This window comes from Desulfonatronovibrio magnus (genome assembly GCF_000934755.1).
GTDB lineage: Bacteria > Desulfobacterota > Desulfovibrionia > Desulfovibrionales > Desulfonatronovibrionaceae > Desulfonatronovibrio > Desulfonatronovibrio magnus.
Genome location: NZ_KN882175.1, coordinates 29,992 through 55,737, shown reverse-complemented (window position 1 = coordinate 55,737; position 25,746 = coordinate 29,992). Strand labels below are relative to the sequence as shown.

Sequence of the window (25,746 nt, the reverse complement as noted above, 5' to 3'; positions counted from 1 at the left end):
TATTCACACAGTTTAAGAATTATTTTTCATCAACATCATATTCACGGTCCAACTTGTTCATCAAAAAACAATAAACAAAAATTAGAGCCACAAATACATAGATTGATCCCTGCTGAGCAAACCAGAAACCAAGTGGAAAACCTCCCATCCAGATGGCGTTCAGAGGCTTGACCAGAATAATTCCGAAACCATAAGATACCACCGCCCAGATAATGAGCAAAATGGTGATGAGCCTCAAGTTCTTTGACCAGTACTCCGCTAAGCTTTTCTGCATGTTAACCTCCTCTAAGTTTATAAATGTAATGCCGACATCAGAACATCCAACGCCAGCTTCTCCCCGACATATAAAGGTTTTTCAGGGTTTTAATGTTTCCGTCTCTAAGCTTGTGAATCAGAAATAAGAACAGGTAAGCTGTCTGAATAGCATCATTCATGGCATTATGCTCGGGAAATACCGGCAGTCCGTATTCCTGGCTCAAGTGCTTGAGGTTGTAGGAAACATTGAGGTTGTAACGATCGTAATAGTTAATCCATTGCTCTTCCCGGTAGATCTTGGCCATACGCATGGTATCAAGGCATGGATTGTAAAGAACGCCGTCAAAGTATCGGCGTAGTTCCCTGTTGATGAAGCCCATGTCCAACCCGATATTATGACCTATGATCAGGCTGTGCCCGCAATAATCCAGAAAATCACTCAGCACGTCGGCAACAGGCGGGGCGTCTTTGACCAGTCTCGGGGTTATTCTGTGAATCAGGGTGCTGAACTTGGGAACCTCGTTGCATGGACAGATATTTGAATAGAAATTATCTTCCAGATTGATACGTAAATTTTTAATGCGAACAGCTCCAATGGAGACAATTTCATCTTTTTTATGATTGAGGCCTGTAAGTTCAGTATCTAACACAACAAAATCATACTCTTCGAGAGGCAGGTCCTGGTTAAATTTATTGAAATGCTTCTTGCTTTCAACCAGCACTGGATGCTTTGGCTCAGGTCGCATCAGTCCTGGCAGCCACGATGACTGCAAAAATAAATTGGTGGATGATAATGCTGAAATCATGATTTTATCCCATATTCAGTCTGAATGTTTCTTTAAGAAAGCTTTGCAGGTTGGAGATAACTGAGAACGCTCCCTTAAGTGTCTGTTTTTCCAGGTCACTGAGTTCAGCTGGATTAATGTAGTTGTGGGGCTGCTCTCCGGCTTCCATAAGCTGAAGCTGATTCAAAAAGCGTAACTGCATCTGAAATTCGTAGGATTCTTTGGCCTTGAGAAAAAGATCTTCAGGCATATGTCCGCCTTTTTTAAGCATTTCCAGACGTACCATAGTATTGGTTTCGTCAATGCCGTGGCGAAGAGCCATTACCCGTGCAAAATCCCAAAAAGGAACCAGTCCTCTGGCTTTGATGTCTAATCTGTTTTTGTGTTCACCATCCCTTTCCACCAGAAAGTTTTTGAAGAAACTGATGGGCGGTTTGGTTCGAAAACAATCCTGGGCCAGATAACGCAGGAACATATCCTTGCCTCGGACGAGAATATTAAGATGGTCCCGCAGCTTAAATCCCAGTGCCAGATGTCCATAAGCCGGTCGAAAGTCAAAAAATACAGTTGAATGCAGCACTTCTTGTGGCTCTGGTGTGTTGACCCAGTTGGAAAAATATTTTTTCCAGACAGACAGGGGCTGGTTCCATTTGGGGTTGGAGGCCATATTATCACCAGGGCAGAGGGGATAGCCGCATTTTACTAAGTGATTAATGGCCTCCTGTCCGAACATTTTGAAATATTTTTTTGCAGACTCTGCTTCCTGCTCATTTTTAGGGTCCTGATAAACTAAGGCGTTGTCCTGATCTGTTCTGAAGGTTTGCTCCTGACGTCCTTCACTGCCCATGACCAGCCAGCAGAAGGGCACAGGGGGCGGACCCAGTTCTTCCTGCATCAGGGTCAGGATGCGGTCCAGAATGAGGTCATTCATGACGGTAATCATTCTGGTAATATTATTGGCCTTGGCTCCTTCTTCGATCAAAGGGCGAACAACAAGAGGAACCCTCATGGAAAGTTCGTAAAGTCGTTCTATATTGTTCTGATTGGTTATTTCCTTAAACAGGTAAACTGGAGATTCACCCTGCAGAACCAGAATGTCATGACTGGTGATTACGCCGATCACTCTACCTTCATCTTCAACAGCAAGGTGGTGAATCTGCTTGCTCATCATGCTGAGCAAAGCGTCAAAGCACACTTTGTTGGCTGAAATGGTTTCCACCGGACTGGTCATGACCTCCTCCACCGGAGTGGAGTAGGACAGTCCTTCAGCTACTACTTTAGAACGCAGATCCTTGTCTGTAATAATTCCTGCCGGCTTGCCATACTCATCCTTGATAAGCAGTGATCCGATACCCATTCTGGTCATACGTTTGGCAGCGTTGCGAATACTGTCTACCGGGGAAATAAACTCCGGTCTTTTGCGGATGATATCATTGACTTTGACTGTAAAAAGGTACAACGCCCCTTCAGTCTTGGGGGGCAGTTTTTCCTTTCTGAGCTCAGAAAAAGATTTTTTGATATAATTTTCTGAGAATGCCTTGAGATAGTATTGCGAAAAACCTGGATGAGTTTTAAGCAGTTTTAGAAAAGAATCCTTGGTTAAGAGAAAGCAAAAAGTATCCTCAATGGCTTCAACTGTCAGGCTGGATCTTGAATCGCGAATAATGGCCAGAGCTCCGAAAACAGATCCTTCTCCGCGATAGTCCTTAAGAGTGGCCTGTCCGGATTCATCCTGGAGATACAGCTTGACCCCTCCTTTCTGGATAAGGTAGATGTGCTTTACGTCTGAGACATCTTGAATAAGGATTTTCACACCTTTTGGAAAAAAATCTATGGTGGCATGCCTGGCAAGACCGTCAAGGGTATCTTTGTCCAGCTCATTAAAGGGCAGTGTCTTTTGCAGGAATTCCCTGACTACAGATGAATCCAAGTGAGGTGTGGCTTGCTTTTTTGAACTAAACATTTTTATCCCTTGATATAGAAGTTGTCGTCTTTTGATTATTCAATATGACGAAAAAAAAGAGTTGACATCTTATTTTTGGCCAGCGGTCAAAATTTTAAGTTTAAAATTATCAGTTTTTAAAGTACACTTTTACTAATGTTATATGACCACTCAACCATTATATTAGTCCTTTGATGGCAAGTGCTACCATGAACAGATTATACCTGGACATATCTAAGGGAATAAGCGGAGATATGCTTATATCCTGCCTTAGTGACCTTGGAGTTGATTTTACACGTCTGAAAAATGTTTTTATAAATTCAGGGGTTAACCTTGAGCTTCATATAGATACTGTTCAGAGAAACGCTGTCACAGGCAGACAGACCCTGGTAAAAGAAAGTGAAGTTTATGCTCCGCCGCCTTTAAGGACTCTAAATCAGATTCTTCCACTAATAAACAGTATGGATCTTTCGCCTCCAGTTCGGGAAAAATCTGTACTTGCCTTTAAGAAGCTGGCTCTTGTGGAAGGCAAAGTGCATGATATACCCATGGAAAAGGTGCACTTCCATGAAGTTGGTGCTGTGGATACCCTTTTTGATATTATTGGAGCTTTCTGGGGGCTGGAAAGGCTGAATATCGAGGAAGTCACATCCTGTCCTGTGCCCTGGTTTCGCGGTGAAGTTGAAATCTGTCACGGCAAGACTCCTTTGCCTGCTCCGGCAACTCTGGAACTTATGAAAGGCAAGCCTGTCAGAGCAACAGAGTTTGACTGGGAAATCATTACTCCTACCGGAGCTTTACTGGTGGATCAGCTTGTTAATGAATTTAAGGATGGCTTTACAGGAATACTTCAGGACACAGGGCTTGGATTCGGAAGTTGCTGTAAAGGTTTTAACGGTCTTCGGGGATTTTTATGGCATAAAGCTGATCAATGGCAGAACAAGGAAAGTGGTCGTGATGAAGTATACGCTCTGACATCAAATATTGATCACATGACCGGAGAGGAGCTTGGTGATTTTTTTGATAAAATTATGCAGTCCGGGGCTCTGGATGTAATTTATCTTCCTGGAATAATGAAAAAAGGCCGTGCCGGTGGACAGATTCAGGTTTTATGTAGAATTGAGGATTTAAGCAGGGTGCGGGATGTTTTTTTTAAGTATACCCTGACTCTCGGTATACGCGAGGCTAAGGTTTCAAGGACTCTTTTGCCAAGAAAGGTACTGTCTAAGGATATTGATGGCTCGGACATTAAAGTCAAAAAAATAAGTCTCAATCAAAAAGAGTATTTTCGCTGGGAAATGGAGACTTTGAAGGATATGGCTGATAAAGAGGATGATTCCACAATCGGGTTGCGTCTGAAATCAACACCATGGCAGGATTGATGGGAGCATTACGCGCTTTTGAAAAGTCAATTGGGGACTGGCTCTTCCGGGACCCACTTGTCCCAAAAATGAGTCATTTTGAGTACAAATTGATGATCAAGTGGGTCCCGGAGTGCCTGTCCCCTGCTTTCCTTAAAAGCTCCTCACCCGGGCGGCCCGGGACCGAACCTGTGAGTAACTTTAAGAGTCTGTCACTTTTCTGGAAATTGGGACAGTCCCCGCGAGGTACTATAAAAAAGCTTGACGCTGCATTGGTTCCTGGAAGAAATTTGCTTTAATGAAAAAATTGACACAGCGAGGGACAGTCCCCCTCCGGGCTGTAAGCCTCCGGGCAGGAAGCTGTGCCAGGCGCAAAGCTCCCAGCTTTGACGGAACTTTTCTGGCAAATGTGCATCATTCATAAGCAAAAATCGTAAAAATGTTAAAATTGTAAACATTTGATTTTATTAGCAAAACGATTATAGCTACTTGTCAGATGCAACGCACTGAACAGATATTGTCTGGCTTTATTTGTAGATTTTTTTAAGCAGTGCTTGTGATTTTTCATAGTCTGGATCAGCTTCAAGTGATTTTTTGAGGTATCTCGCTGCGTCATCATGCTTGTTTAGTGTGAGGTACACTCTGGCTATATTATATCCAATACTTCCTGTCTGGTAAACAATATCCGGGGTGTTGCTGATGGCTTTCTGAAAATTTTCCAGTGCCTTGTAATACTGCTTGCCCTGGGCATAAGCCATCCCCATGTTGTAGTAAAGTCCTCCGTCCATGGGAGATATTCTCAGACCTTCGCTGTAATATTCAATGGCTTCTTCCCATTTGCCCTGCTGTCTGAGGCTGATGCCGATTTCGTTAAACATCCACAGATCTTCCCTGGTCAGGCTGCTGCCTTTATTTGATATGGCTTTGGCAATATAATGACTCTTCAGGTCCTGTCTGGACTCGCCTACAGATTTGGCAATGCGCATCAACGTTGAGCTCACCATGTCCCTGGCCTGCTTCTCAATCTGCTTCACTGCTTCGTCAAAGCTTTCCCTTGCCAGTTCTTCCTCATCCATTTGAAGGTATGTCTGGCCGATGTCTATTTTCCGGTCGTGATTAAGAGGGGACAAACGATCGAGTTTTTTGAGATATTCAAGCTTTTTTTCCATATTATTGATCTGTTCATATAGTTGGGATAATTTTTTGAGTGGTTCAAGATACATCTTGCTTTGCGAACTGGCCTTAATGTACATTTCTTCTGCTGTTTCGTATTGCTCTCGGCTTTGTGCAATTTCACCTTTGAGAATCAGGGCAATGGCACTGTCAGGCTTTTCTTTAAGAATGCTGTCAGTAACCTTTTCGGCTTCATCGAATTTTTCTTCCTGAATCAGACTTCTGGCTTCATCTACCATTTTGGCCAGATTGTTGTTGGGGTTCAAGGTTAAAGCGATTTTTTGAATCAGAGCGTTTATGGATACAGGTTTGACAATGACATTGTCTCCTCCCATTTCATACATCTGAATAATTCTATTTCTTTCAGTCTCCACAGTAATGACAATAACCTTGCATTTATGACCAAATAAGGTTTTGATATTTCGCAATGTAAGAATATTGCTGTAACCATCAATGTTTGCCTCTACAAAAAAAATAATTTGCGAATAGCGTTTCAGGATCAATTTAGCATCAGATAATGCCTTTTCCAGATCATTTTTATGAAATACACTGTTGTAATCAAGGCCCAAAGACTTGTATGCTCCCTTGAGTGCTTTTAAAAACAGCACATCATGGGTGACAGCCATGATGCACCCCTTGGCCTCTTTTACAAAGTGCTGAAGGATTTTGTCATAAATAGTTAGTTGTTGACTGGTAGCCATTGCTGCCTCATAAGATTCTAAACGTTAGTTGCATTTAATGATGAATCGTAATACCTTAGCGATGTTTTGTGTTGATTATTGTCTCGGACAGCGGGGACAGGAAATTTTGCCGACCTCAAACCGCAAAACAGCTGGAGTATCCGGCGTCAAAAGAGCCGGCTCCCGTGCCACCTCCAAAGGTCTAAACCATCACAATGAATCATTTCGCAACAAATTGTATTTGACGTACTTAAGTCTTTAGTGATCTTTTGTAAATAGCTGAAAAATGGCACTGAACGGTATTTTTTTCTCGCAATTAGTTTGTGATATAATGTGTCATATAAAAAAATATGAGTATTTGTGATGATCTGTGCCTTCTGACCTCTGCCTCCTGGTTCATGTCTTCAGAGTAATATGTTCCATCAATAAATACTGGACCTCCTTAGACGATTGGGGTAGCATGTTGTCAGTTGGGAGCATTACGCGTTTCTGGAAACTTTAATTTTGATTTGAATGTCAGGCCTGTTTTGAGGTTTAAACCTGATTATGACGGCTCGGCACGGCTTCCTGCCTGGAGGCTTACAGCCCGGAGGGGGACTTTCCCCTATTGACTTTTCAGAAACGCGTAATGCTCCCTTGTCAGTTCAGCCCTTTTTGAGGTTAGGACCAGCACTCTCCGGGACCCATTTGAGCATCAGTTGCTGTTTTAAACGTGTCATTTTTTAGGCAGGAGGAGCCCGGAAGCTCCAGTCTCCGTGCCACATCTAAATGATTATACTGTTACTTTTTTTATTCACCCCAATACATTTTTCTTTTGATGATAAAGATACTATCTCAACTAATCATTATCTTTTTTTTCTCTAACTGGACAGCCTGGTCAGCATGTGCTTCAGACAGAGTGGTGCTTCTTGGTATGTCAGCGGACTTTACTGGTCCCAACCGTGGGCTGGGAGTTGAATACTACCGTGGAGCAGCATGTTTTTTTGATCAACTCAATGATCAGGGGGGAGTGCACGAGCACAAAGTTATAATCAAGGCGTATGACGATGCTTATGATCCTGATAAAGCCCTGCTGAACACTATCAGGCTGGTAGAAGAAGATAATGTTTTATCCCTTTTCAACTATGTGGGCACTCCCACCACTACGAGAATCCTGCCTTTACTGAAATATTACCAGGACCAGCATGTTTTTCTTTTCACTCCTCTCACCGGTGCCAGGCCGGTACTTGAAAATCCTTTTATCATCAGCCTCAGGGCATCGTATGATTCAGAAATCAGTGTACTTATTGACAAGCTTGTCAAGGAAGATGTGCACAGGGTGGCTGTTTTGCACCAGCTTGATGCTTATGGTCGCGGAGGATGGCAAAGTGTCCGTAATGCATTGGAGGGTCATGGTTTTACCATTGTGGCTGAAGCTACCTATAAAAGAGGGGCAGGCATGAACTCTGATTTTCTGCCCCAGGTTACTATTTTGAAAGCTCAGCATCCAGAAGCCATTATCAGCATAGCTGCCTATGAGCCTGCTGCGGCATTTATCAGGGATGCGAGAAATAATGGACTGGATGTCCCTATCTTTAATCTGTCCTTTGTAAGTGCTGATGAAAAAAGGGATATTCTGACGAAGCTTGAAGGAATACATAGTAAAAGCTATTTACACCAGCTGGTCAATTCCAATGTAGTTCCTTTTTACGGATATGAAGATTTTCAACCTGTCAGAGAATACGCTGCCTGCCTTGAACTTCGATCCATCTCGCCTCCTGTCACGGCTCACAATGAGGAGTACCAGCTTCCCGGCCCCAATGCTGTTGGCTTTGAAGGTTACCTGAATGCCTGGTTTATCGCTGATATCTTGAACAGGACTGGTCCGGAATTGGAGAGGCAAAACATTGCCCGGGAATTATCAGACTATCTTGAAGCAGGCCAGTCCTTACACTTCAGTAAAGTTTTTCCGCAATGGGAATTTCAGGATAAAATATTTTTTATTGCTTTTGAAGAGCATAGTCCAGTACCCTTAGAAGATTTTTCAGGCCTTTTTCAGTGATTACATCCAAACTATTCAGAAAAACGCTGATTGCGGTGGTGAGCATTTTTGTACTCATTGTGGCCGCATCCTCATATTTTTCCATTCAGGTGCTGCGTCAGCAGATGATTGAAGAGTATATCAGCAAGGCTTTGAGTATAGTTCACAGCATTTCCATGTCTGTGCCGGATATTTTTCTTGACAGGGATGCAGCCACCATCCAGTCCATCATTGATCAATATATGGATGTTGAAGGGGTTGGATATGTTTTCGTTCATGATCAGCAGGGAATGGTCATAGCCCACACCTTTTCTCCGGCAAAACCTGAATACATTCATGCACATAAGTCATCGCCAGGCTCAAAAGATTATGGGCCAAGGCATTCCCTGGTAGAAATAAATGGCCGCAGCTACCTTGATGTCTATGACTCTGTTTTAATGGGCAAAGGGGGGTATATTCATATTGGAATGGAAATGTCCAATATTAACAGCAGAATTACGTCTGCACTTTTGAAGATCCAGGGCTTTAATCTGTTTATTTTTTCAATCTGCATCCTTGCCATGTACTTTTTCATGCAGCAAGTTTCCAAACCTCTGGTTCAACTGACTGAAAGCGCCCGCAAATTCAAGGAAAGAAATCTTGAGTCAGAGATTAAGGTTGATTCCAATGACGAGATTGGAGAGCTTGCGTCCACTATGGAGGGTATGCGCCGGGAAATTGCGGGATATGTTAATAAACTCAAGAAGTCCATCAGCAATGCCACAGAAGAGCTGCAACAGGCCCTTACTTATCTCAGCTCCATAATGGACAACATGGCAGATGGCTTGGTTGTCCTTGATGAACAAGGGCGCATTATAAGGTATAATATTTCTTTCAAGCAGATTTTTTCCATTAGTAAAAGCAATTTGATTGAAGAAGACTTAAGTATTTACACTAAGCGCGATATTCTTGGATTTTATCGATCCACAGCTTCAGATGATCATCAGAGGATGGAATTTTCATTCGAAGACAAAGTAAGAGGAACAAGACATATTGAAGCATCTATCTCCATGGTCAGCATGACTTGCGGACTGAGTTATATCATAAGCTTTCATGATATCACAGCGCGTAAAAGCATGGAGACGGAGCTTAAATCTCTTTACGCCAATCTTGAAAAGAAAGTTCATGAAAGAACTGAAAAACTCCAGGAGGCTAATGACAGTCTTAACAATGAAATCGCGCTTCGAAAAAATGCGGAAATTCAACTGCAGTCTGAGAAGGAGTTTTTCGCAGTCACTTTGAAAAGTATTGGAGATGCTGTTCTCATAACCGACAAACAGGGACGGCTAGTTTTTGTAAACCGCGTAGCCGAAGAGATTCTCGGAATAAGCCTGGAGAACGTCAAGGAAAAGTCTTTTCACACTGTGTTCAAACTGCGTGATAATCTGGGTGAGTCTATCGAGCCGTTCAAGCGGGTCATCAAGACGAATAAAATATACGAAAAAGCAAGAGGGGTAATTCTTACCGGCCAAAATGGTGTTGATTACCAGATCAGTTTTAAAATATCTCCCATTTACGATCGTTACAGCCAGATTCTGGGTACAGTTATGGTTTTTCAGGACATATCAGACCTGCTGTACCTGGAAGAAGAACGATTGAGGAAAGAAAAGCTTGAATCCATTGGGCTGCTGGCTGGAGGCATTGCTCATGACTTTAACAATATTCTTACGGCAATTTTGAACCATATTATAATGGTCAAATCCAGCATGGTTAAGGATGATGTCAATATTTCCAAAATGGAGTCTGCTCAAAAGGCCTGTCTGCGTGCCAGACGTTTGACTCAGCAGCTGCTTACCTTTTCAAAAGGTGGCGCTCCCATTAAGGAAGCAACATCTATGGCCGAATTAATTGAAGATACTGTTGGTTTCGCTTTGCGTGGATCCAATGTGATTAGAAATCTTGATATTCCTTCCAATTTGTGGCCTGCCAATGTTGACCCTGGACAGATATCTCAAGTTCTGGAAAATCTGGTCATTAATTCTGCTCAAGCTATGCCTGCAGGAGGGGAAGTATGCATTGAGGCGCGTAATATTACCCTTGAGCCAGGTTCTGATCTGCCTCTTGCTGCAGGAAAGTATGTCAGACTTGTGGTCAGTGACAATGGTTGCGGCATAGATTCGGATAATCTGCAGAAAATATTTGATCCTTATTTTACCACCAAAAAGAGCGGCACAGGCTTAGGTTTGGCCACTACTTACTCCATCATCAATAATCATAACGGGTATATAGAAGTCTCTTCCACCAGGGGGCAGGGTACCAGCTTCACAATTTATCTGCCAGCAATGTCTGCTGAACTGTTAGAAGATGTTGCTTATTCTAAAAGTCCCATAGAATCAGGCAGAGGCAGGATTCTGGTTTTGGATGATGACCAGGAGATACTTGAGGTTGTTAAGGAAGCACTTGATCTCTTGGGCTACGAAGCTGAACTTGTTGCTGATGGTAAAAATATTTTGGAAGAGTATGCAAAGTCTGTTGAGGAAAAGAATCCTTTTGATCTAATTATTATGGACTTGACTGTACCAGGGGGCATGGGAGGCCTGGAAACCATGCAGAAGCTGAAGGAAATATATCCTGAGGTCAAAGCAGTTGTTTCCAGCGGATATTCACAGGATCCAGTCATGGCTAACTACAGGGAGCATGGCTTTTTGGGAGTGCTTGCAAAACCGTACACTATAAGTGAATTAAGTTCCTTGCTGGTCAGGATGATTAAAACATAGAAGAAATATATGAGTTAAAAATATGAGGTTGTTATGGCGGCTAAACATGTTGACTTTGAAAAAAAAATGCAAAAGCTGGAACAGATTGTCACTGACCTTGAGAAAGGTGACCTGCCTCTGGAAAAAGGGGTTAAGCTGTTTAAGGAAGGTCTTGAGCTTACCAAATCATGTCGTGAACAATTAACTAAGGCCAGGCATGAATTGACTGTTTATACAGGCGAAGAAGAGGAGGAAGAATCAGTTGAATTCTAAACCTGATGATTTCAAAATATACTTGAAAAGCGCTGCAGATGCTGTAAATAGCCATCTTTCTACTTGTTTGGCATTGCCCGGTATTCCTGATGAACTCAAAGATTCCATGAATTACAGTCTGCTTGCGGGCGGGAAAAGGATCAGGCCCATACTGTGTATGACCTGGGCCAGGATGCTGGGAGTTAATCAGGAGGAGATTCTTAACTTTGCCTGTGCTATAGAGCTGATTCATACATACTCTCTGATACATGATGATTTGCCATGTATGGACAATGATGATCTGAGAAGAGGCAAACCTACCAATCACAAACTTTTTGGTGAAGCCATGGCAGTGCTGGCCGGTGATGGTCTGTTGACGCATGCCTTTAATATGATGGCCCGCACAGACCTGCCTGCAGATAATGTTCTGAAAGCTCTTTGTGAAATGTCTGATGCTGCCGGACCTTGCAGCATGGTGGGAGGGCAGGTTGTGGACATAATGTCAACAGGCAGCCAGGAAATAAAGCTTCAAGATCTGCAGAAAATGCATGCCATGAAAACAGGTGCCCTCATCAGATCTTCATGTGTGTGCGGGGCTGTTCTTGCCCTGTCACGCCAGGCCGAGAAACAAGACCTGGACAATGCTTCTGAATATGGGAAATCCATAGGACTGGCTTTCCAGATAGTTGACGATATTCTTGATATAACCGGGGATGAAGCTGCTCTGGGAAAGCCTGTAGGCAGTGATGAGGCTTCGGATAAAGCTACTTATCCCAGGTTTCTCGGGATAGATGAAAGCAGGAAACTGGCAAAGTCATGTATAGATGATGCTCGGGCTGCTCTTGAATCTTATGCAGGAGCTGAAAAAATATTTTTATCAAATCTGGCCGGATATATTCTGGACAGGGCAAGTTGATCAGAAATTTCGTATACTGTGAATATCAACACAAGAGCTGAAGTGGTTCTAAACAGGCTCAAAACAAGGTATCCTGTTCTTAAAACCGCCCTGAACTGGGAAAATCCATGGCAATTACTGATTGCTACTGTTCTGTCAGCTCAATGTACTGACAAACAAGTGAATAAAATTACGCCTGAGCTTTTCAGAAAATGGCCGGAACCTGTTGATCTGGCCCATGCCCCATTGGATCAGGTTGCTGAGGTTATTCGATCAGCCGGTTTTTACCGTAATAAATCAAAAAACATCATTGCTTCTGCAAAAATTATAGTGTCCAAATTCGAGGGTAAGGTTCCATCCAGCATGGAAGATTTGCTTGTTCTTCCTGGAGTAGCCAGAAAAACAGCGAATATAGTATTGTCAGGAGCTTTTGGTCTGAATGAAGGCATTGCCGTTGATACTCATGTCAAGCGAATTGCTTTCAGGTTGGGCTTTACCAGCTCATCCAATCCGGTCATCATTGAAAAAGAGCTGATGAATATTTTTGTTAGACAAGACTGGGCCAATCTTAATCATATGCTTGTATTTTTTGGTCGAGAGGTATGTACAGCGAGAAAACCAGGTTGTGCTGTTTGTGAGCTTTCGGATATTTGTCCAAGAAAAGGGCTGTGACAGGGACTTGCTGTTGCAGTCTTTTTTACACAAAACAAGAAGACTCAAAATATATGCAAAGGTAAATAAAAGAGTATAATTTTGATCAATAACAGTTCAGGTCAATTCAATTTAGAGTACGAGGATGGTCAAGCCAGGGCAGGGCAGTTAACAACACTGCACGGAGTGGTAAAGACACCTGTGTTCATGCCTGTGGGAACTCAGGGGACAGTTAAAAGTCTGTGCCCTCAGGATCTTAATGCCATTGGTGCGCAAATTATTCTAAGCAATACCTATCATCTTTATCTGCGTCCTGGAGATGAGCTTCTGGCTCAATTTGGCGGGCTGCATAAATTTATGAACTGGGACAAACCCATCTTGACGGACTCAGGTGGATTCCAGGTTTTCAGTCTGTCGGATCTTAGAAAGATTACTTCTGATGGTGTGGAGTTTGCTTCTCATATTGACGGCTCAAGGCATTTTTTCACTCCAGAAAAAGCAATTGCCATTCAGAACAACATCGGCTCAAGCATTATGATGGTTTTAGATGAATGCGTACCTTATGGAGCTGATTTTGGCTATACAAGCAGATCCTTGCGTTTAACTACAGACTGGGCCAGAAGATGCAGGGATTTTTATCCGCCTGGAAAGGGGCCGCAATTACTTTTTGGAATAGTTCAGGGAGGATTTCACCATGAACTCCGGTCAGAGAGCGCGCGCCAGATCACAGATATACCTTTTGACGGTTACGCGCTTGGAGGTCTGAGTGTTGGTGAAAGCAAACAAGAGATGCTGGACATAATGTATTATTCAGCTCCACTTTTGCCGGTTCGCAAACCACGATATCTGATGGGAGTGGGCAAGCCCTTGGATATTCTTGAAGGGATAAACGCTGGTATAGATATGTTTGATTGTGTTTTGCCAACCCGCAACGCACGAAATGGAACCTTGTATACATCAGCTGGACAGGTAAATATTAAAAGAGCTGAATATAAAACTGACTCAACTGCTCTTGATCCTGAATGCGATTGTTACACCTGCACTAATTTTTCCCGTTCTTACCTGCGTCATCTATACATGGCCAAAGAGTTGCTGGCGTACAGACTTAATTCCATCCATAATCTGCGTTTTTTTGTCAGATTGACCAGTATGGCCAGGCAAGCCATAAAAGAAGGGAATTTTAGCAGTTTGCTTTCGAAATTCCGAGATCTCTGAAGGCTGAAGGCTGAGGTTGAAGGCTGAAGGTTGAAGGTTGAAGATTCAGATTGCTTCGTTCGCTTAGGCTCCTCGTGGGTGACAGGTTTTCAGCAACCACATCCCTGACAACTCAGGTGTCATTGCGAGCGAGCCTTCGAGCGCGGCAATCCTTGTTGCGAGCGAAGCGAAGCAATCTCGCGTTAAGGCTGTTTCAAGTTTTTACGATTTTTGCTCATGATTGATGCACATTTGCCAGAAAAGTTCCGTCAAAGATGAGAACTTTGCGCCTGGCACAGGGACTGTCCCTCGCTATGTAAATTTTTCCATTGAAGCAAATTTCTTCCAGGAACCAATGCAGCATCAATCTGTTTTATAGTACCTCGCGGGGACTGTCCCAATGTCCATAGAGGAGACTCATTTTCAGTTACTCACAAGTTCGGTCCCGGGCCGCCCGGGTGAGGAGGTTCTTCTTCTAATTTGCTTTTCGGGTAAGGCAGGATTGAAGTTGTAAGATAAGGCCGTTTGAGAGATTAGTTTTTCAAAGAATAGCTGCATTTGGTCTGCATATCCATTTCATCCCAACATGAACCTATCCAGCCATAGATCCTTCCTTTATCAGAGCACAGGGGGCAGCGCCAGAAAATACTCCCGTCTCCCATGTGATCAATGTAAACCACTTCAATTCGTCCGTGGCAGGCTTTTCTTTGGGGACGTCTGCGGCACCTTATGCCTGTACAGAAGGGACCAAACGTTCCAACGCGGGTAGCAACGGAAATGATACGTCCGAAATATCCGGCAATAATCATCGAGGATCTTGTAATACATGGATGCAGATTGCCTTCATGATCAAGGTATTGCCTGATATCAGTCTTCCAGTAATACTTCATTTCCTCCTGGTTAAAATAGTTGTAAACTGTTTGTCTTGAAATATCAAAGAGAGAAAAAATCATGGACTAACGGTAGACTCCTTTTATTTATTTTAGGGTTCAATATTCGTGGTTGAAAGAAATAAAACGCATGATGAGATACATAAAAAGCAAGTAATTGGCTACATACCTGGCAGGGCCTGAAAGAGATGTTGAGCTGGCAAAAAAGATTATAAAAATAAATGATTACAAAAAAATGACTGTCCAGGTTTTTAAAACTTTTAAATTAACAGATCTGTTTATCTTTGCATTCAGCAGGGGTACTGGCTCTTCCGGCACTCACCAGGATACATCTATCCAGTTATTGTTCCTGAAAGTTCAAGGTGAGTGCCGGAGCGCCGTTTTTTATAGCAAAGGTTTAGAATGCTTTGTACTCGATCAGTTATTATTATGCGAGCTTGTCTAAGGCCTTGCGGACACCAGCTGCATATGCTTCGTCGACCTTTTCAAACAATTTTAACTGCCTGTCAACAATATTTTCCGGTACACCCTGCATTGCTTCAGCAATATTGGAAAATAGCCTGTTTTTCTGATCCTGATCAAAAAGATTGAACAGTGCTCTGGGTTGGGCATAGTCATCATTGCCCTCACGATGGTCGTACCGATCTGCATCACCGCTTATTTTTAATGGAGGCTCGGCAAATTCAGGGCTTTGTTCCGGACCGCCGAATGAGTTTGGCTCATAGTAGGCATCCGGGTTTGGGTTATTGGCAAAAAAGCGCATCTGACCATCTTTATGATAATGATGCATTGGGCACTTGGGAGCATTAACAGGCAATGCTTCATAGTGAGTGCCTAAACGGTATCTGTGGGCATCAGCATAAGAGAATATTCGTGCCTGCAGCATTTTGTCAGGAGAAAAACCAATCCCTGGAACAATATTAGATGGAGAAAAGGCGGCCTGTTCAATTTCAGCAAAGTAATTATCAGGGTTGCGATTAAGTTCAAGTATTCCAACATCCATTACTGGATAGTCACCATGAGGCCAGACTTTGGTCAGGTCAAAGGGGTTGTAGGGTGTTTTCTCTGCGTCAGCCTCAGGCATAATCTGAACCTGAAACTTCCATTTGGGGAAGTCGCCTTTTTCAATGGCATAAAACAGGTCTTCCTGTGTGGACTCCCTTGTTCTGCCTACAACTTCAGCAGCTTCGGCATTGGTCCAGTGCTTGTGTCCCTGCATGGTTTTGAAGTGAAACTTAACCCAGAAACGTTCATTATCAGCGTTAATAAAGCTGTAAGTGTGGCTACCATAGCCGTTGATATGGCGGACCCCGACAGGAAGACCGCGGTCAGACATGAGAATGGTAACCTGGTGCAGTGATTCAGGTGATAATGACCAGAAATCCCACATGGCAGTGGCTGATCTGAGGTTGGTTTTAGGATGTCTTTTCTGAGTATGGATAAAGTCAGGAAACTTGTATGCATCTCGAATGAAAAAAACAGGAGTATTATTACCTACCATATCCCAATTGCCTTGTTCAGTATAAAACTTTAGCGCAAAGCCGCGAACATCTCTTTCAGCGTCTGCTGCTCCCATTTCTCCTGCTACAGTGGAAAATCTGGCCAGCATTTCTGTTTTTTTGCCAATTTCAGAAAAAATATCTGCTTTGGAATATTTTGTAATGTCATGGGTTATGGTTAATACGCCATGTGCTCCCCATCCCTTGGCATGAACTACACGTTCGGGAATTCTTTCCCGGTTCTGGTGAGCAAGTTTCTCCAGAAGTTGATAATCCTGCATCAATACAGGCCCACGAGGCCCTGCGGTTAAACTGTTCTGATTGTCAGCGACTGGTGCTCCAGCTGATGTTGTAAGTTTAGGTGCTTTACTCATAAATACCTCCGTTGGTTAAATTACTAATACGGGCTGTGCCCGCAAGCCAAAAAAAAAGAGATTTTAACCGCCCGTTCGAAGACTCACTCAAGACGCAAAGGGCGCAAAGGAAGAAAGAAGTGTTTTCATTTGCCGGGGAACGGCAAATGAAAAGGCAACCTTTTTGAAAACCGATGCGTTAAGTTGTGGCGATAACTTAACTTTTCAGATTTAAGACTTAAGACTTAAGAATTCGGATTTTGGACCTGACTGGTCTTGTCAATGTTTAAAATTTTCTTATTTTTTTACTACACGATTGTAGCTGTAAGTTACTAAAAGGAAAAGTCTTTATTAAGTCCTTTTTTGACATTTATCGCACACTCCAAAAAAGTCCAGCCTGATTCCGGTTATGGTGAACCCAGTCTGCTTGACTACTTCCCTGGTCAGGTCCTGAACAAGGCTTAAATCAGGGTCCATAATGGCCTTGCATTGCGTACACACCACATGCGGGTGTGAAAAGGGTTTGGTTCCGTCATAGCGATTGCTCCCGTCAGGAAAGCCAAGTTCTAAGACTTCATTGATTTCCTTGAGCATGGCAATGGTTTTATAGACAGTGGCAATGCTCATGGTGGGAAATCTGTCTCTCAACTGCTCATAAATCATATCAACAGACGGGTGATTATGACTTGAAGCCAGTATCTCGAGTACAGCCAGCCTTTGAGGAGTAATCCTGTGATTGGTCTGTTTGAGACGCGAAACCATTTCCTGAAATCGGGATTGTTGACTGGTATCTTGCATAAAAAATAATTATTCCTTGTTAAGAATAATTATCCAAAATTTTTGTTGCAGTCAAGTATAAATGTGAATTTATGTCTACCCAGTAGAAAATAGTCCAAGCCATTTTTATGGAATGCAGGACAGACGTTCCGGAACCAACTTGACCATCAACCCATTTATAAATGCCTGACCCTGATGCAAGCAGGTCCCGGAAGAGCGAGTCTCTGTCCACGTGCTACATGCAAAGAGCAAAACAATTACAAAATTTTAAAAAAAGTGATTGACAATAAATGACCTCTTATTTAGGACTAATTTTATCTTATTTATCTCTTTACTGAGGGAGGTCTATTTACAGATGATGCTGACCAGAGCCGGAGAGTACGCTGTACGTTGCGTGCTTTATTTATCCCTGCAGGACAGGGATAGGATCGTGCCCAAAAAAGAAATCATTGAGGCTATGGGACTGCCTGATGCTTTTTTATCCAAAGTAGCCCAAAGCCTGGCCAAATCAGGAATTATCCAGATTCGCCAGGGAGCCAGAGGAGGCTACAGGCTTACCAGGCCCCCTTCAGAGATCAATCTTTTACAGGTGGTTGAAGCAGTGGACGGTGAAATTTTTCTTAATGAGTGTGTAATGAGCTTTGAGTCCTGCCCGAGATCTCCCTTTTGTGGAGTGCATCAAGTCTGGCAGAAAGCAAGGCAGAGGCTTCGAGATACCCTGGCCGAGGCTGACTTTGAGCAGCTTGGCAGGGAAGAGCTATGTGAAAATAAATCTTGTTCAACAATCTAACACAGGGGAAGGCTTATGGATGTTTTGCTATTGTCTCGGCTGCAGTTTGCCATGACTACTTTCGTCCACTTCATTTTTGTTCCTCTGACCCTTGGCCTGTCTCTATTGGTAGCCTACATGGAGTTAAAGTTCGTGCGCAGTGGGGATGAAACCTACCGGCGAATGGCCAAGTTCTGGGGAAAACTTTTTTTAATCAACTTTGCTCTGGGAGCAGTAACCGGCATCGCCTTAGAATTTCAGTTCGGAACCAACTGGTCCAGGTATTCAGCCTATGTTGGCGACATTTTTGGTTCTTTGCTGGCCATTGAGGCTACTCTGGCTTTTTTTCTGGAATCAACCTTTCTCGGGGTATGGATTTTCGGGTGGAATAAACTGTCCCCTAAAATGCACAACGCTGCCATCTGGCTGGTAGCGCTGGCAGCAAACCTTTCAGCCTTCTGGATCATCATGGCCAACGGCTGGATGCAGAATCCTGTCGGGTATGTTTTTGGGGATGGAAGAGCTGAGCTTGGAAGCTTCATGTCATTGATAAGCAATGAATTCGCATGGCACCAGTTCATCCATGTCCTCAGTGCGTCCTATGTTTTAAGCGGATTCTTTGTACTGGGCATTTCAGCCTATCACATTGCAAAGGGGAGTAATGTTGACTTCTTCAAGAAATCCTTTCGTATTGCCGCTCCCTTTACACTGATTTTCGCCATAGTTGTAGTTGTTCAGGGGCATTCTCATGGTGCCACAGTGGCCAAGTACCAGCCGGAAAAACTGGCAGCCATGGAATCGCACTGGGAAACCAGAACTCAGGCCCCTCAATATCTGCTGGTTATTCCTGATCCTTCGAATCAGCGCAACAGGCTTGAATTGTTTCCCATTCCCGGAGGTCTGTCCATGCTGGCCTATCATGATTTTAACGCAGAAGTTAAAGGACTCAACGATTTTCCGAGAGAAGACCATCCTCCTGTAATGACGACTTTTCTTTCTTTCAGGACCATGGTTGCCCTTGGGTTTCTTTTTCCCATACTGGCTGTCTGGGTCTGGTTCAAGCGCAAGACTCCAGAGGATTCTCCTCTGCTGCTGAGAATCTTGCCCTGGATCATCCCTTTACCTTATATCGCTGTACAGCTGGGCTGGATTGTGGCTGAAATGGGCAGGCAGCCCTGGATTGTTTATGGCATGATGCGTACTTCAGAAGCTGTGTCTCCGGGCATAACTACTGCCCAGGTTGCTGGTTCCCTTGCAGGTTTCATGGCTATATACGGACTGCTGGTGGCATTGTGTGTTTTCCTTTTGTCCAAATACGGACGCAAAGGACCGGCACCGGCACCGGCAGTTCAGGAATAACATGACAGACATTGAACAGTTATTAACCCGTATCAAATCAATTATATTTGCTCTTAACAAACATTTTAACTGGGAGGTAACCCATGCTTGAGACCACCTGGTTTTTGCTCTGGGGAATATTATGGGCGGTTTATTTCGCCCTTGACGGATATGACCTGGGACTGGGCATGAACATGCCTTTTCTGGCCCAGGGAGAGACTGATAAACGAATTATCTATAATGCTGCCGGCCCTTTCTGGGACGGTAATCAGGTCTGGCTGGTCACAGCCGGGGGAGTAACCTTTGCAGCCTTTCCTGCAACTTACGCTGTTCTTTTCAGCAGCCTTTACACTCCTTTGCTTCTGCTCCTTTTTGCACTCATTTTCAGAGGCGTGTCCTATGAGTTCAGACGCAAAGTAGACAGCGACTCATGGAGGAAGTTCTGGGATGGCTGTAATGTACTGGGCAGTTTTCTGCCGGCCCTTCTTTTCGGGGTGGCCTTTGCCAACATCTTCATGGGTATTCCCCTCAATGCCCAGCAGATCAATGAAGGCAACCTTCTAACTCTTCTCAACCCATACGGACTGGCCGGAGGTGTGCTTTTTGTGGTCATGTTTTCCATGCACGGCAGTCTCTGGCTCGCTGTTAAAAGCAGTGGAGAACTGGAAAAAAGAGCTACAAACCTGGCCAGAAAGATGTGGGGAGCTGTGTTGACCATGGTTGTGCTTTTTCTCGCTCTTAGTGTTCTTTATACCAACCTTTTTGATAACTACATGAATAATCCGGCTCTTTTCATTGTCCTGGTTCTGCCTGTTACCGGTCTGATTCTCACCAGGAAATATCTGGACAATGGTGAGCAATGGAAGGCCTGGGCATCATCTGCCGTAGGCATTATTGGAGTAACTCTGTTTGGAATAATCGGTCTTTTTCCAAAACTCCTTCCATCCACCATTGATCCGGCGTACAGCATGACCATTGCCAATTCAGCATCCAGCACTCTTACCCTGCAGATCATGCTTGGAGTGGCCCTGACCTTTGTACCTCTGGTTATTGCCTATCAGACATGGGTACACATACGTTTCGGCCACAAAATCACTCAGGAAGACCTTGAATATGAAGAGGCTTACTAAGCCCATTTAAGTCCAGCCAGGTAATCTGCCCGGCTGGACTTACATTTTGCTCGTCCCTCACAACAGGAAAATAATTGTCTGACTTGAAAGTAAAAAAGTGGCTGCAAGGATTTATCAGGCCAGCCTCAACCTGCCTTGTTCTATCAACAGGCCTGGGGGTTGCTGCAGGCATTCTGCTCATAATTCAGGCATCTGTCCTGGCCTGGATAGTCCATAATGTTATTTTCGATGATCACGGGCTTGTAGATGTAATGCCCAAACTTTGGGCTATTCTGGGGCTGATTGTCTGCAGGGCAGTGCTCATCTGGTGCTCAAGATATTTTTCCGGCCTGGCTGCTGTCAAAGTAAAGCAAACAGTGCGGGAAATCCTTTTTAACAAGCTGCAATCTCTGGATCCGGTAAGCACCAGCCTCAAATCTTCCGGTGAAATGGTCAACCTCATTGTTGACGGTGTTGAATCTATAGATGGATACTTTTCCGGTTACCTGCCCCAACTGGCCCTGGCAGCCATGATTCCCGCGGCTATTTTATTTTTTATTTTTCCTCTGGACTGGATTTCCGGTCTGATTCTGCTTCTTACCGCCCCGTTCATCCCTTTTTTCATGATTGTCATCGGTAAAAAAGCAGAATCCCTCAGTCAGGCGCAGTGGGAGAAAATCAACCGCCTGAGCCATAGATTTCTCGATGCCATCCAGGGACTGACAACTCTGAAAATGTTTAATGCCGGGAAAAGAGAGGCCAGAGTTGTGGAAAAAGTTTCCACTGAATACGCCCAAAGTACATTGTCTGTTCTTAAGGTTGCTTTTTTAAGTTCATTGGTTCTGGAGTTCATGGCAACTGTCAGTGTGGCAGTGGTGGCGGTAATTATTGGATTTAGACTGCTCTGGGGCGATATGCTCTTTGGAAGCGCATTCTTTATTCTTATCCTGGCACCTGAATTTTACCTGCCTTTAAGAAACCTTGGGACCCACTTTCATTCTAAAATGTCTGCTGTTTCTGCTGCAGAAAAAATCATTGTTTTTTTTGATCTGCCCGAGCATGCCCCTGGCTCAGGAACCATAATTGCTGAATTTGACTCTGTGGAAATTGAGTTTGACCAGATATCTTATACATACCCCGAGGGGCAAAAAATTATTTCCCATCTCAGCTTCCAGGCACCCGGTCCTGGCCTGACCTGTCTCATCGGGACCAGTGGGCACGGAAAAACAACCATTTTGAGGCTGATTCTTGGACTGATTAAACCTGACTCAGGAAAAGTGCTGGTGAACAGGATGGATCTGCACAGTTTAGACCAAGGCTCATGGCTGGAACATATTGCCTATCTTCCCCAGAAACCACACATGCTGAGCCGGAGCATTGCAGACAATATCAGGACAGGGCGGGAGTCAGCATCCATTGAAGAGATTCATCAGGCTGCCTTCCAGGCCCGGGTCCACAGTGAAATTGAATCTCTGCCCCAGGGATATGAAACCATTGCCGGAGAGGACGGAACCCATCTGTCAGGGGGACAGCGTCAAAGGGTGGCCCTGGCCAGGACCTTTATCCGGGATGCGCCCTTAATTCTTCTGGACGAACCTGGTGCAGGCTTAGATAAAAAAGTCAGAGATATGATTTATGAATCTATTCTGGAAATGGCTCGGACGAGATGCGTAATTATGGTTGCTCACGATGAGGAAATACTTCCCAGGGCCCGCAACATCGTTCGGATAGTCTGACAGGGGGCTGGGGTCAGAGGTCCCCAGTGAAACCCCTGTCTTCGACAGGGAGGCCTTCGGGCTGTTTCACGGGGCAAGCAGAAGTCAGAGGTCAGAAGGCAGAGGTCGGGGGTTAGAGAGCAGGGGGCAGGGCCTGGAGAGATGTCATGAAAGTATTTTTACCATTACTCAAACTATTGCTTAACCAGTGGAAGTGGATGCTTCTCGGAGTTGTCTGCTCAGCCATTACCCTTTTGGCCAATGCAGCACTTTTAAGCGTGGCAGCCTGGTTTCTGGCCTGCATGGCCCTGGCTGGAATAAGCGGGGTCCCCTTTAATTACCACCTGCCTGCAGGAGGGATCAGAACCCTGGCCATAGTGCGTACTCTTGGCAGATACGCTGAAAGACTCGTTTCTCACCAGGCCACATTCAAGCTGCTGACATGGCTTCGGGTCTGGTTTTTCAGACAGCTGGAACCTGTTGCCCCGGCCGGCATCAAAGACCTGCACAGTGCGGATATTTTTTCCAGGATCAAGTCTGACATTGACAATCTGGACGAATTTTATCTGCGCTTTGTCCTTCCGGTGCTTTCGGCTGTTCTTGTTCTGTCCGTGATTTTTGTCTTTGTCCTCAACTTCAGTCTGATCATGGCCCTGCATCTTTGTCTGATGTGGATTCTGGCTGGTGCTCTTCTGCCCTTGGCAACCCTGCACTTAGGGTTCATCAAAGGCAGGAGCCAGGTTCATTCCCTTGTTTTGATGCGCACTACTGCTGTTGATCTGGCAAGAGGCTTAGAAGAGCTGATAGTCTTTGGTCAGACCCGCAATATGGCAAAACATCTATTGAAAGAAAATCGCAATCAGGCCAATATTCAGGCAGGGCTTGTGCGTATAGAAGCCCTTTCCGAGTCGGGTATGATATTTTTTACAGGCCTGGCCCTGTGGGGTGTCCTGATTATATCCATCCCCCTGGTGGAGTCCGGGGCCTTATCTCCCCAGAATCTGCCCATGCTGGCAGTCCTGGCACTTCTTAGTTTTGAAGGCGTGCAGCAGCTTCCATCAGCCCTAAAGGCCTGGGGCAGAACCAGGGCATCTGCAGAAAGACTGTTCTCCATAATAAACCAGCCTTCTGCCATCAGGGAACCCCAGACAATTATACCCGAACCTGATAAATGGGACATTGAATTTAAAAACGTAAGCTTTGTCTATCCAGGAAGAACAGTTCCAGTGCATGAAGATTTGAGCTTTACAGTTGGATCTGCTCAGAAGTTGGGGATTACAGGTCCGACAGGATCAGGAAAGACCAGCATTATTAACCTGCTTCTAAAATTTTATGCCCCGGACAAAGGGCAGATCTTCCTGGGGGGAAATGAGCTTGGCAAGTATGATTCCTGGAGGATCCGTTCCTGGATAGGGGTTGTGGCCCAGGACACTTACCTGTTTAATGCTACCATCCGGGAAAATCTTCTGCTGGCTGACCCTGAAGCTTCAGACCAGCAGCTTTACTCAGCCCTTGCCGCAGCAAAGCTTGAAGACTATGTCCGCTCACTTCCCCATGGCCTTGACACTCTGGTGGGCCAGGCTGGAACCAGGCTGTCCGGTGGGCAGGGCAGGCGTTTGAGCATTGCCAGAACCCTGCTCAAAAAATCCAGGATACTTTTTCTTGATGAACCTACTGAAGGACTGGATCCTGCTACTGAAGACGAACTCTGGAAAACTCTAATTGAAGTGATGCAGGGCAAGACCGTAATTCTCATCACTCACAGACAGGCTGGGCTTAAATATATGGACAAAGTGATCAGTTTCAGAGCATGAAGTCATTAACTGTCACGACAGGAAAGGGTGCATTAGGTATTTATTAAAAATATGTTCACCTCCGGGGGTATTTCATATTCCCGGGCTTGACTTCCTGGCAATAATCCCGGCCATATATCTAATGGGATCCAAAAGTTCTGCTTCATAATGGTCAAGTATAGCCCAGTCGCTGAACCACTCTTTTAATTCACCATCATTTAGTAAAAAATCCGGGTTGGAAGGTTTCCCAAGCTGAGCCTGCCTGATTGTAAAGGTTTCGTAAATGATTGTTCCGCCTGGCAGAACTGCATTTTTAATCTCAGGCATCAAAGGCCTGTGCAGATATCTGAATACCATAATAAGACTGAAGTATTCTTCAGGCAAAACACTGCCTTGTCCTGTTTCAAGATCAATCTTTTTAAAAGACGTATCAAATCCTTTTAATCGGGCAATTCTTTTGATCTGTGCTAACTTTTCACTGTTTTGGTCCCAAAAATGAACCCGTGCCCCTTTTTCTGCCAGGTACAGTCCATTACTCCCTGTTCCGCAAGCCAGATCCAGAACAGACCCTGACACTTTCAGGGGCCATATATGCTCTAAGTGTTTTATGAGATAGTCTGATGGTGGGTTGTATTTCATAGGACTAAAATATTATGCCATGATAATCTTTTTTACTCTAATTCTGCATATACTTTCATAATTTCATTCGGTTCCGGATGAAACTGGTCAGGCTCTGTCCATTGCCAGGCTTGATAATTCTGTCCGCTGACCATTTTAACAGCCTGGTCCGCTCTTAAAATTGTAATGCCATACACCCAATTAGCCATGTTAATAATGCTGAAGGCATGCGCAGTAGTATTGGAGGCAGCCATCATATCTTTGACCAGAATTACACGGTAATTTCTGAAAAAAGCGTCATAAACCGTATTCAAAACGCACCCGTCTGTCACAAAGCCTCCAACAATAATATTTTTTACCTCAAGATTGCGTAAAAGCAGATCTAGTTCAGTGGCAAAAAAGCTGCTCCAGCGATGCTTGTCTATAACCGGCTCATGTGGCAATGGTCTGACCCTGGCACTAATCTCGGCTGCATCTGTGTCAATGCAATAGGCGATATTCCCATTTTCCGGGAGGGGCTCACAAATGGACGCATCAAGTCCGTCCGGTCTGTGGGTATGTCGAGAATAAAGAACTGGAATGTTGTTTTCACGACAGGCTGCAAGTACCAGTGCGCCCTTGTCCAATGCTTCATCCATTTCTTTTATGTTGAATGATGCTTCATTTTGCATGTCTATGAGCAGCAAAGCTGTATCTTTCATTTTCATCTCTCCGTTGTGTAATAATTTACCGTTTCAATCCTGTAGAAAAAAACAAGAAATTTTTATAACCTTGAAAGAGCAATGATGCCCAAGATCCTTATTCTTCAGCCTTCAGCCTTTAGCCTGAAAAGTAAGGTTATCGCCCAAACTTAACTATTCTTGATTAAATTGGGTTGTGGGCACAGCCCGCATTAGTAGCATATTTGGTTTCAGTCGTTTAGAAAACCACTGCCCCAAAGAG

General features: G+C 44.3%; 21 protein-coding genes. 12 read left to right on the top strand and 9 right to left on the bottom strand.

Translation table 11 applies throughout. The features are described from left to right. Nucleotides 1-19: 19 nt before the first annotated feature. From LZ23_RS12240 to LZ23_RS12230, 3 genes are read right to left on the bottom strand one after another with little or no spacing between them, the layout of a single operon-like run. Nucleotides 20-274, bottom strand: a complete 255-nt coding sequence (locus LZ23_RS12240) for a DUF4212 domain-containing protein (RefSeq protein ID WP_045214602.1) — start codon at nucleotides 272-274, stop codon at nucleotides 20-22. 37 nt (nucleotides 275-311) lie between these two features. After that, nucleotides 312-1,061 carry a 3'-5' exonuclease gene (locus tag LZ23_RS12235; protein WP_045214601.1) on the bottom strand — a complete coding sequence of 250 codons (750 nt, stop codon included), beginning with the start codon at nucleotides 1,059-1,061 and terminating at the stop codon, nucleotides 312-314. A gap of 4 nt (nucleotides 1,062-1,065) precedes the next feature. Further along, nucleotides 1,066-3,003: a DUF294 nucleotidyltransferase-like domain-containing protein gene (locus LZ23_RS12230; protein ID WP_045214599.1), complete on the bottom strand. Its 1,938-nt coding sequence runs from the start codon at nucleotides 3,001-3,003 to the stop codon at nucleotides 1,066-1,068. Nucleotides 3,004-3,191: 188 nt separating this feature from the next. On the opposite strand from LZ23_RS12230, the gene larC reads away from it, so the two are divergent. Beyond that, nucleotides 3,192-4,364 (top strand): nickel pincer cofactor biosynthesis protein LarC, encoded by a 1,173-nt coding sequence (larC, locus tag LZ23_RS12225; protein WP_045214597.1) that lies wholly within the window; start codon nucleotides 3,192-3,194, stop codon nucleotides 4,362-4,364. Nucleotides 4,365-4,870: 506 nt separating this feature from the next. Here the strand turns inward: larC and LZ23_RS12215 are convergent. Continuing rightward, complete coding sequence (locus LZ23_RS12215; protein ID WP_045214594.1) at nucleotides 4,871-6,217, bottom strand: tetratricopeptide repeat protein; 1,347 nt, start codon at nucleotides 6,215-6,217, stop codon at nucleotides 4,871-4,873. A gap of 796 nt (nucleotides 6,218-7,013) precedes the next feature. Here LZ23_RS12215 and LZ23_RS12210 point away from each other — a divergent pair. The 6 genes from LZ23_RS12210 (at nucleotide 7,014) to tgt (ending at nucleotide 13,964) form a co-directional block, all read left to right on the top strand. Further along, a complete protein-coding gene (locus LZ23_RS12210; RefSeq protein ID WP_084591045.1) occupies nucleotides 7,014-8,237 on the top strand; it encodes an ABC transporter substrate-binding protein in 1,224 nt (407 codons plus the stop codon). Then, nucleotides 8,234-10,972, top strand: a complete 2,739-nt coding sequence (locus LZ23_RS22670) for a hybrid sensor histidine kinase/response regulator (protein ID WP_052507348.1) — start codon at nucleotides 8,234-8,236, stop codon at nucleotides 10,970-10,972. The genes LZ23_RS12210 and LZ23_RS22670 overlap by 4 nt, the downstream gene beginning before the upstream one ends. A 33-nt stretch (nucleotides 10,973-11,005) precedes the next feature. Continuing rightward, a complete protein-coding gene (gene xseB, locus LZ23_RS12200) occupies nucleotides 11,006-11,224 on the top strand; it encodes an exodeoxyribonuclease VII small subunit (protein WP_045214591.1) in 219 nt (72 codons plus the stop codon). Next, nucleotides 11,214-12,119: a polyprenyl synthetase family protein gene (locus LZ23_RS12195; RefSeq protein WP_232300486.1), complete on the top strand. Its 906-nt coding sequence runs from the start codon at nucleotides 11,214-11,216 to the stop codon at nucleotides 12,117-12,119. The genes xseB and LZ23_RS12195 overlap by 11 nt, the downstream gene beginning before the upstream one ends. Before the next feature lie 18 nt (nucleotides 12,120-12,137). Beyond that, nucleotides 12,138-12,770, top strand: coding sequence for an endonuclease III (gene nth, locus LZ23_RS12190; protein WP_045214589.1), 633 nt, complete (start codon nucleotides 12,138-12,140; stop codon nucleotides 12,768-12,770). 84 nt (nucleotides 12,771-12,854) lie between these two features. Continuing rightward, nucleotides 12,855-13,964 (top strand): tRNA guanosine(34) transglycosylase Tgt, encoded by a 1,110-nt coding sequence (tgt, locus tag LZ23_RS12185; protein ID WP_045215407.1) that lies wholly within the window; start codon nucleotides 12,855-12,857, stop codon nucleotides 13,962-13,964. Between the two features lie 512 nt (nucleotides 13,965-14,476). Here tgt and LZ23_RS22665 read toward each other — a convergent pair. From LZ23_RS22665 to LZ23_RS12165, 3 genes are all read right to left on the bottom strand, one after another. Further along, nucleotides 14,477-14,896, bottom strand: coding sequence for a hypothetical protein (locus LZ23_RS22665; RefSeq protein WP_052507347.1), 420 nt, complete (start codon nucleotides 14,894-14,896; stop codon nucleotides 14,477-14,479). A 364-nt stretch (nucleotides 14,897-15,260) separates the two neighbouring features. Continuing rightward, nucleotides 15,261-16,706, bottom strand: a complete 1,446-nt coding sequence (locus LZ23_RS12170; RefSeq protein ID WP_045214586.1) for a catalase — start codon at nucleotides 16,704-16,706, stop codon at nucleotides 15,261-15,263. A gap of 330 nt (nucleotides 16,707-17,036) precedes the next feature. After that, on the bottom strand, nucleotides 17,037-17,483 hold the full coding sequence (locus tag LZ23_RS12165) for a Fur family transcriptional regulator (RefSeq protein ID WP_045214584.1): 447 nt from the start codon (nucleotides 17,481-17,483) through the stop codon (nucleotides 17,037-17,039). Between the two features lie 334 nt (nucleotides 17,484-17,817). Here LZ23_RS12165 and LZ23_RS12160 point away from each other — a divergent pair, with 334 nt between their 5' ends. The 5 genes from LZ23_RS12160 to cydC all read left to right on the top strand — a co-directional run bounded on the left by LZ23_RS12160 (nucleotide 17,818) and on the right by cydC (nucleotide 24,207). Next, nucleotides 17,818-18,252: an RrF2 family transcriptional regulator gene (locus LZ23_RS12160; protein WP_045214582.1), complete on the top strand. Its 435-nt coding sequence runs from the start codon at nucleotides 17,818-17,820 to the stop codon at nucleotides 18,250-18,252. Nucleotides 18,253-18,267: 15 nt separating this feature from the next. Then, the gene (locus LZ23_RS12155; protein ID WP_045214581.1) at nucleotides 18,268-19,590 is read left to right on the top strand and encodes a cytochrome ubiquinol oxidase subunit I; all 1,323 of its coding nucleotides are present in this window, start codon (nucleotides 18,268-18,270) and stop codon (nucleotides 19,588-19,590) included. Between the two features lie 83 nt (nucleotides 19,591-19,673). Next, complete coding sequence (gene cydB, locus LZ23_RS12150) at nucleotides 19,674-20,699, top strand: cytochrome d ubiquinol oxidase subunit II (RefSeq protein ID WP_045214579.1); 1,026 nt, start codon at nucleotides 19,674-19,676, stop codon at nucleotides 20,697-20,699. 74 nt (nucleotides 20,700-20,773) lie between these two features. Next, nucleotides 20,774-22,414: a thiol reductant ABC exporter subunit CydD gene (gene cydD / locus LZ23_RS12145; protein WP_052507346.1), complete on the top strand. Its 1,641-nt coding sequence runs from the start codon at nucleotides 20,774-20,776 to the stop codon at nucleotides 22,412-22,414. Between the two features lie 146 nt (nucleotides 22,415-22,560). After that, on the top strand, nucleotides 22,561-24,207 hold the full coding sequence (gene cydC, locus LZ23_RS12140) for a thiol reductant ABC exporter subunit CydC (RefSeq protein WP_045214577.1): 1,647 nt from the start codon (nucleotides 22,561-22,563) through the stop codon (nucleotides 24,205-24,207). Nucleotides 24,208-24,279: 72 nt separating this feature from the next. Here cydC and LZ23_RS12135 read toward each other — a convergent pair whose 3' ends face one another. Continuing rightward, nucleotides 24,280-24,825 (bottom strand): methyltransferase domain-containing protein, encoded by a 546-nt coding sequence (locus LZ23_RS12135; protein ID WP_045214576.1) that lies wholly within the window; start codon nucleotides 24,823-24,825, stop codon nucleotides 24,280-24,282. Between the two features lie 32 nt (nucleotides 24,826-24,857). Beyond that, the gene (locus LZ23_RS12130; protein ID WP_052507345.1) at nucleotides 24,858-25,505 is read right to left on the bottom strand and encodes a cysteine hydrolase family protein; all 648 of its coding nucleotides are present in this window, start codon (nucleotides 25,503-25,505) and stop codon (nucleotides 24,858-24,860) included. Nucleotides 25,506-25,746: the final 241 nt, after the last annotated feature.

Bases quoted from the DNA above. Each gene is read 5' to 3' on its own strand.
- LZ23_RS12235 (WP_045214601.1), bottom strand. From the start codon at position 1,061: ATGATTTCAGCATTATCATCCACCAATTTATTTTTGCAGTCATCGTGG.
- LZ23_RS22665 (WP_052507347.1), bottom strand. From the start codon at position 14,896: ATGATTTTTTCTCTCTTTGATATTTCAAGACAAACAGTTTACAACTAT.
- xseB (WP_045214591.1), top strand. From the start codon at position 11,006: ATGGCGGCTAAACATGTTGACTTTGAAAAAAAAATGCAAAAGCTGGAA.
- larC (WP_045214597.1), top strand. From the start codon at position 3,192: ATGAACAGATTATACCTGGACATATCTAAGGGAATAAGCGGAGATATG.
- LZ23_RS12240 (WP_045214602.1), bottom strand. From the start codon at position 274: ATGCAGAAAAGCTTAGCGGAGTACTGGTCAAAGAACTTGAGGCTCATC.
- LZ23_RS12230 (WP_045214599.1), bottom strand. From the start codon at position 3,003: ATGTTTAGTTCAAAAAAGCAAGCCACACCTCACTTGGATTCATCTGTA.
- LZ23_RS12160 (WP_045214582.1), top strand. From the start codon at position 17,818: ATGATGCTGACCAGAGCCGGAGAGTACGCTGTACGTTGCGTGCTTTAT.
- cydB (WP_045214579.1), top strand. From the start codon at position 19,674: ATGCTTGAGACCACCTGGTTTTTGCTCTGGGGAATATTATGGGCGGTT.
- LZ23_RS12215 (WP_045214594.1), bottom strand. From the start codon at position 6,217: ATGGCTACCAGTCAACAACTAACTATTTATGACAAAATCCTTCAGCAC.
- LZ23_RS12165 (WP_045214584.1), bottom strand. From the start codon at position 17,483: ATGCAAGATACCAGTCAACAATCCCGATTTCAGGAAATGGTTTCGCGT.
- LZ23_RS12155 (WP_045214581.1), top strand. From the start codon at position 18,268: ATGGATGTTTTGCTATTGTCTCGGCTGCAGTTTGCCATGACTACTTTC.
- LZ23_RS12130 (WP_052507345.1), bottom strand. From the start codon at position 25,505: ATGAAAGATACAGCTTTGCTGCTCATAGACATGCAAAATGAAGCATCA.
- LZ23_RS12170 (WP_045214586.1), bottom strand. From the start codon at position 16,706: ATGAGTAAAGCACCTAAACTTACAACATCAGCTGGAGCACCAGTCGCT.
- cydC (WP_045214577.1), top strand. From the start codon at position 22,561: ATGAAAGTATTTTTACCATTACTCAAACTATTGCTTAACCAGTGGAAG.
- LZ23_RS12135 (WP_045214576.1), bottom strand. From the start codon at position 24,825: ATGAAATACAACCCACCATCAGACTATCTCATAAAACACTTAGAGCAT.
- LZ23_RS12210 (WP_084591045.1), top strand. From the start codon at position 7,014: ATGATAAAGATACTATCTCAACTAATCATTATCTTTTTTTTCTCTAAC.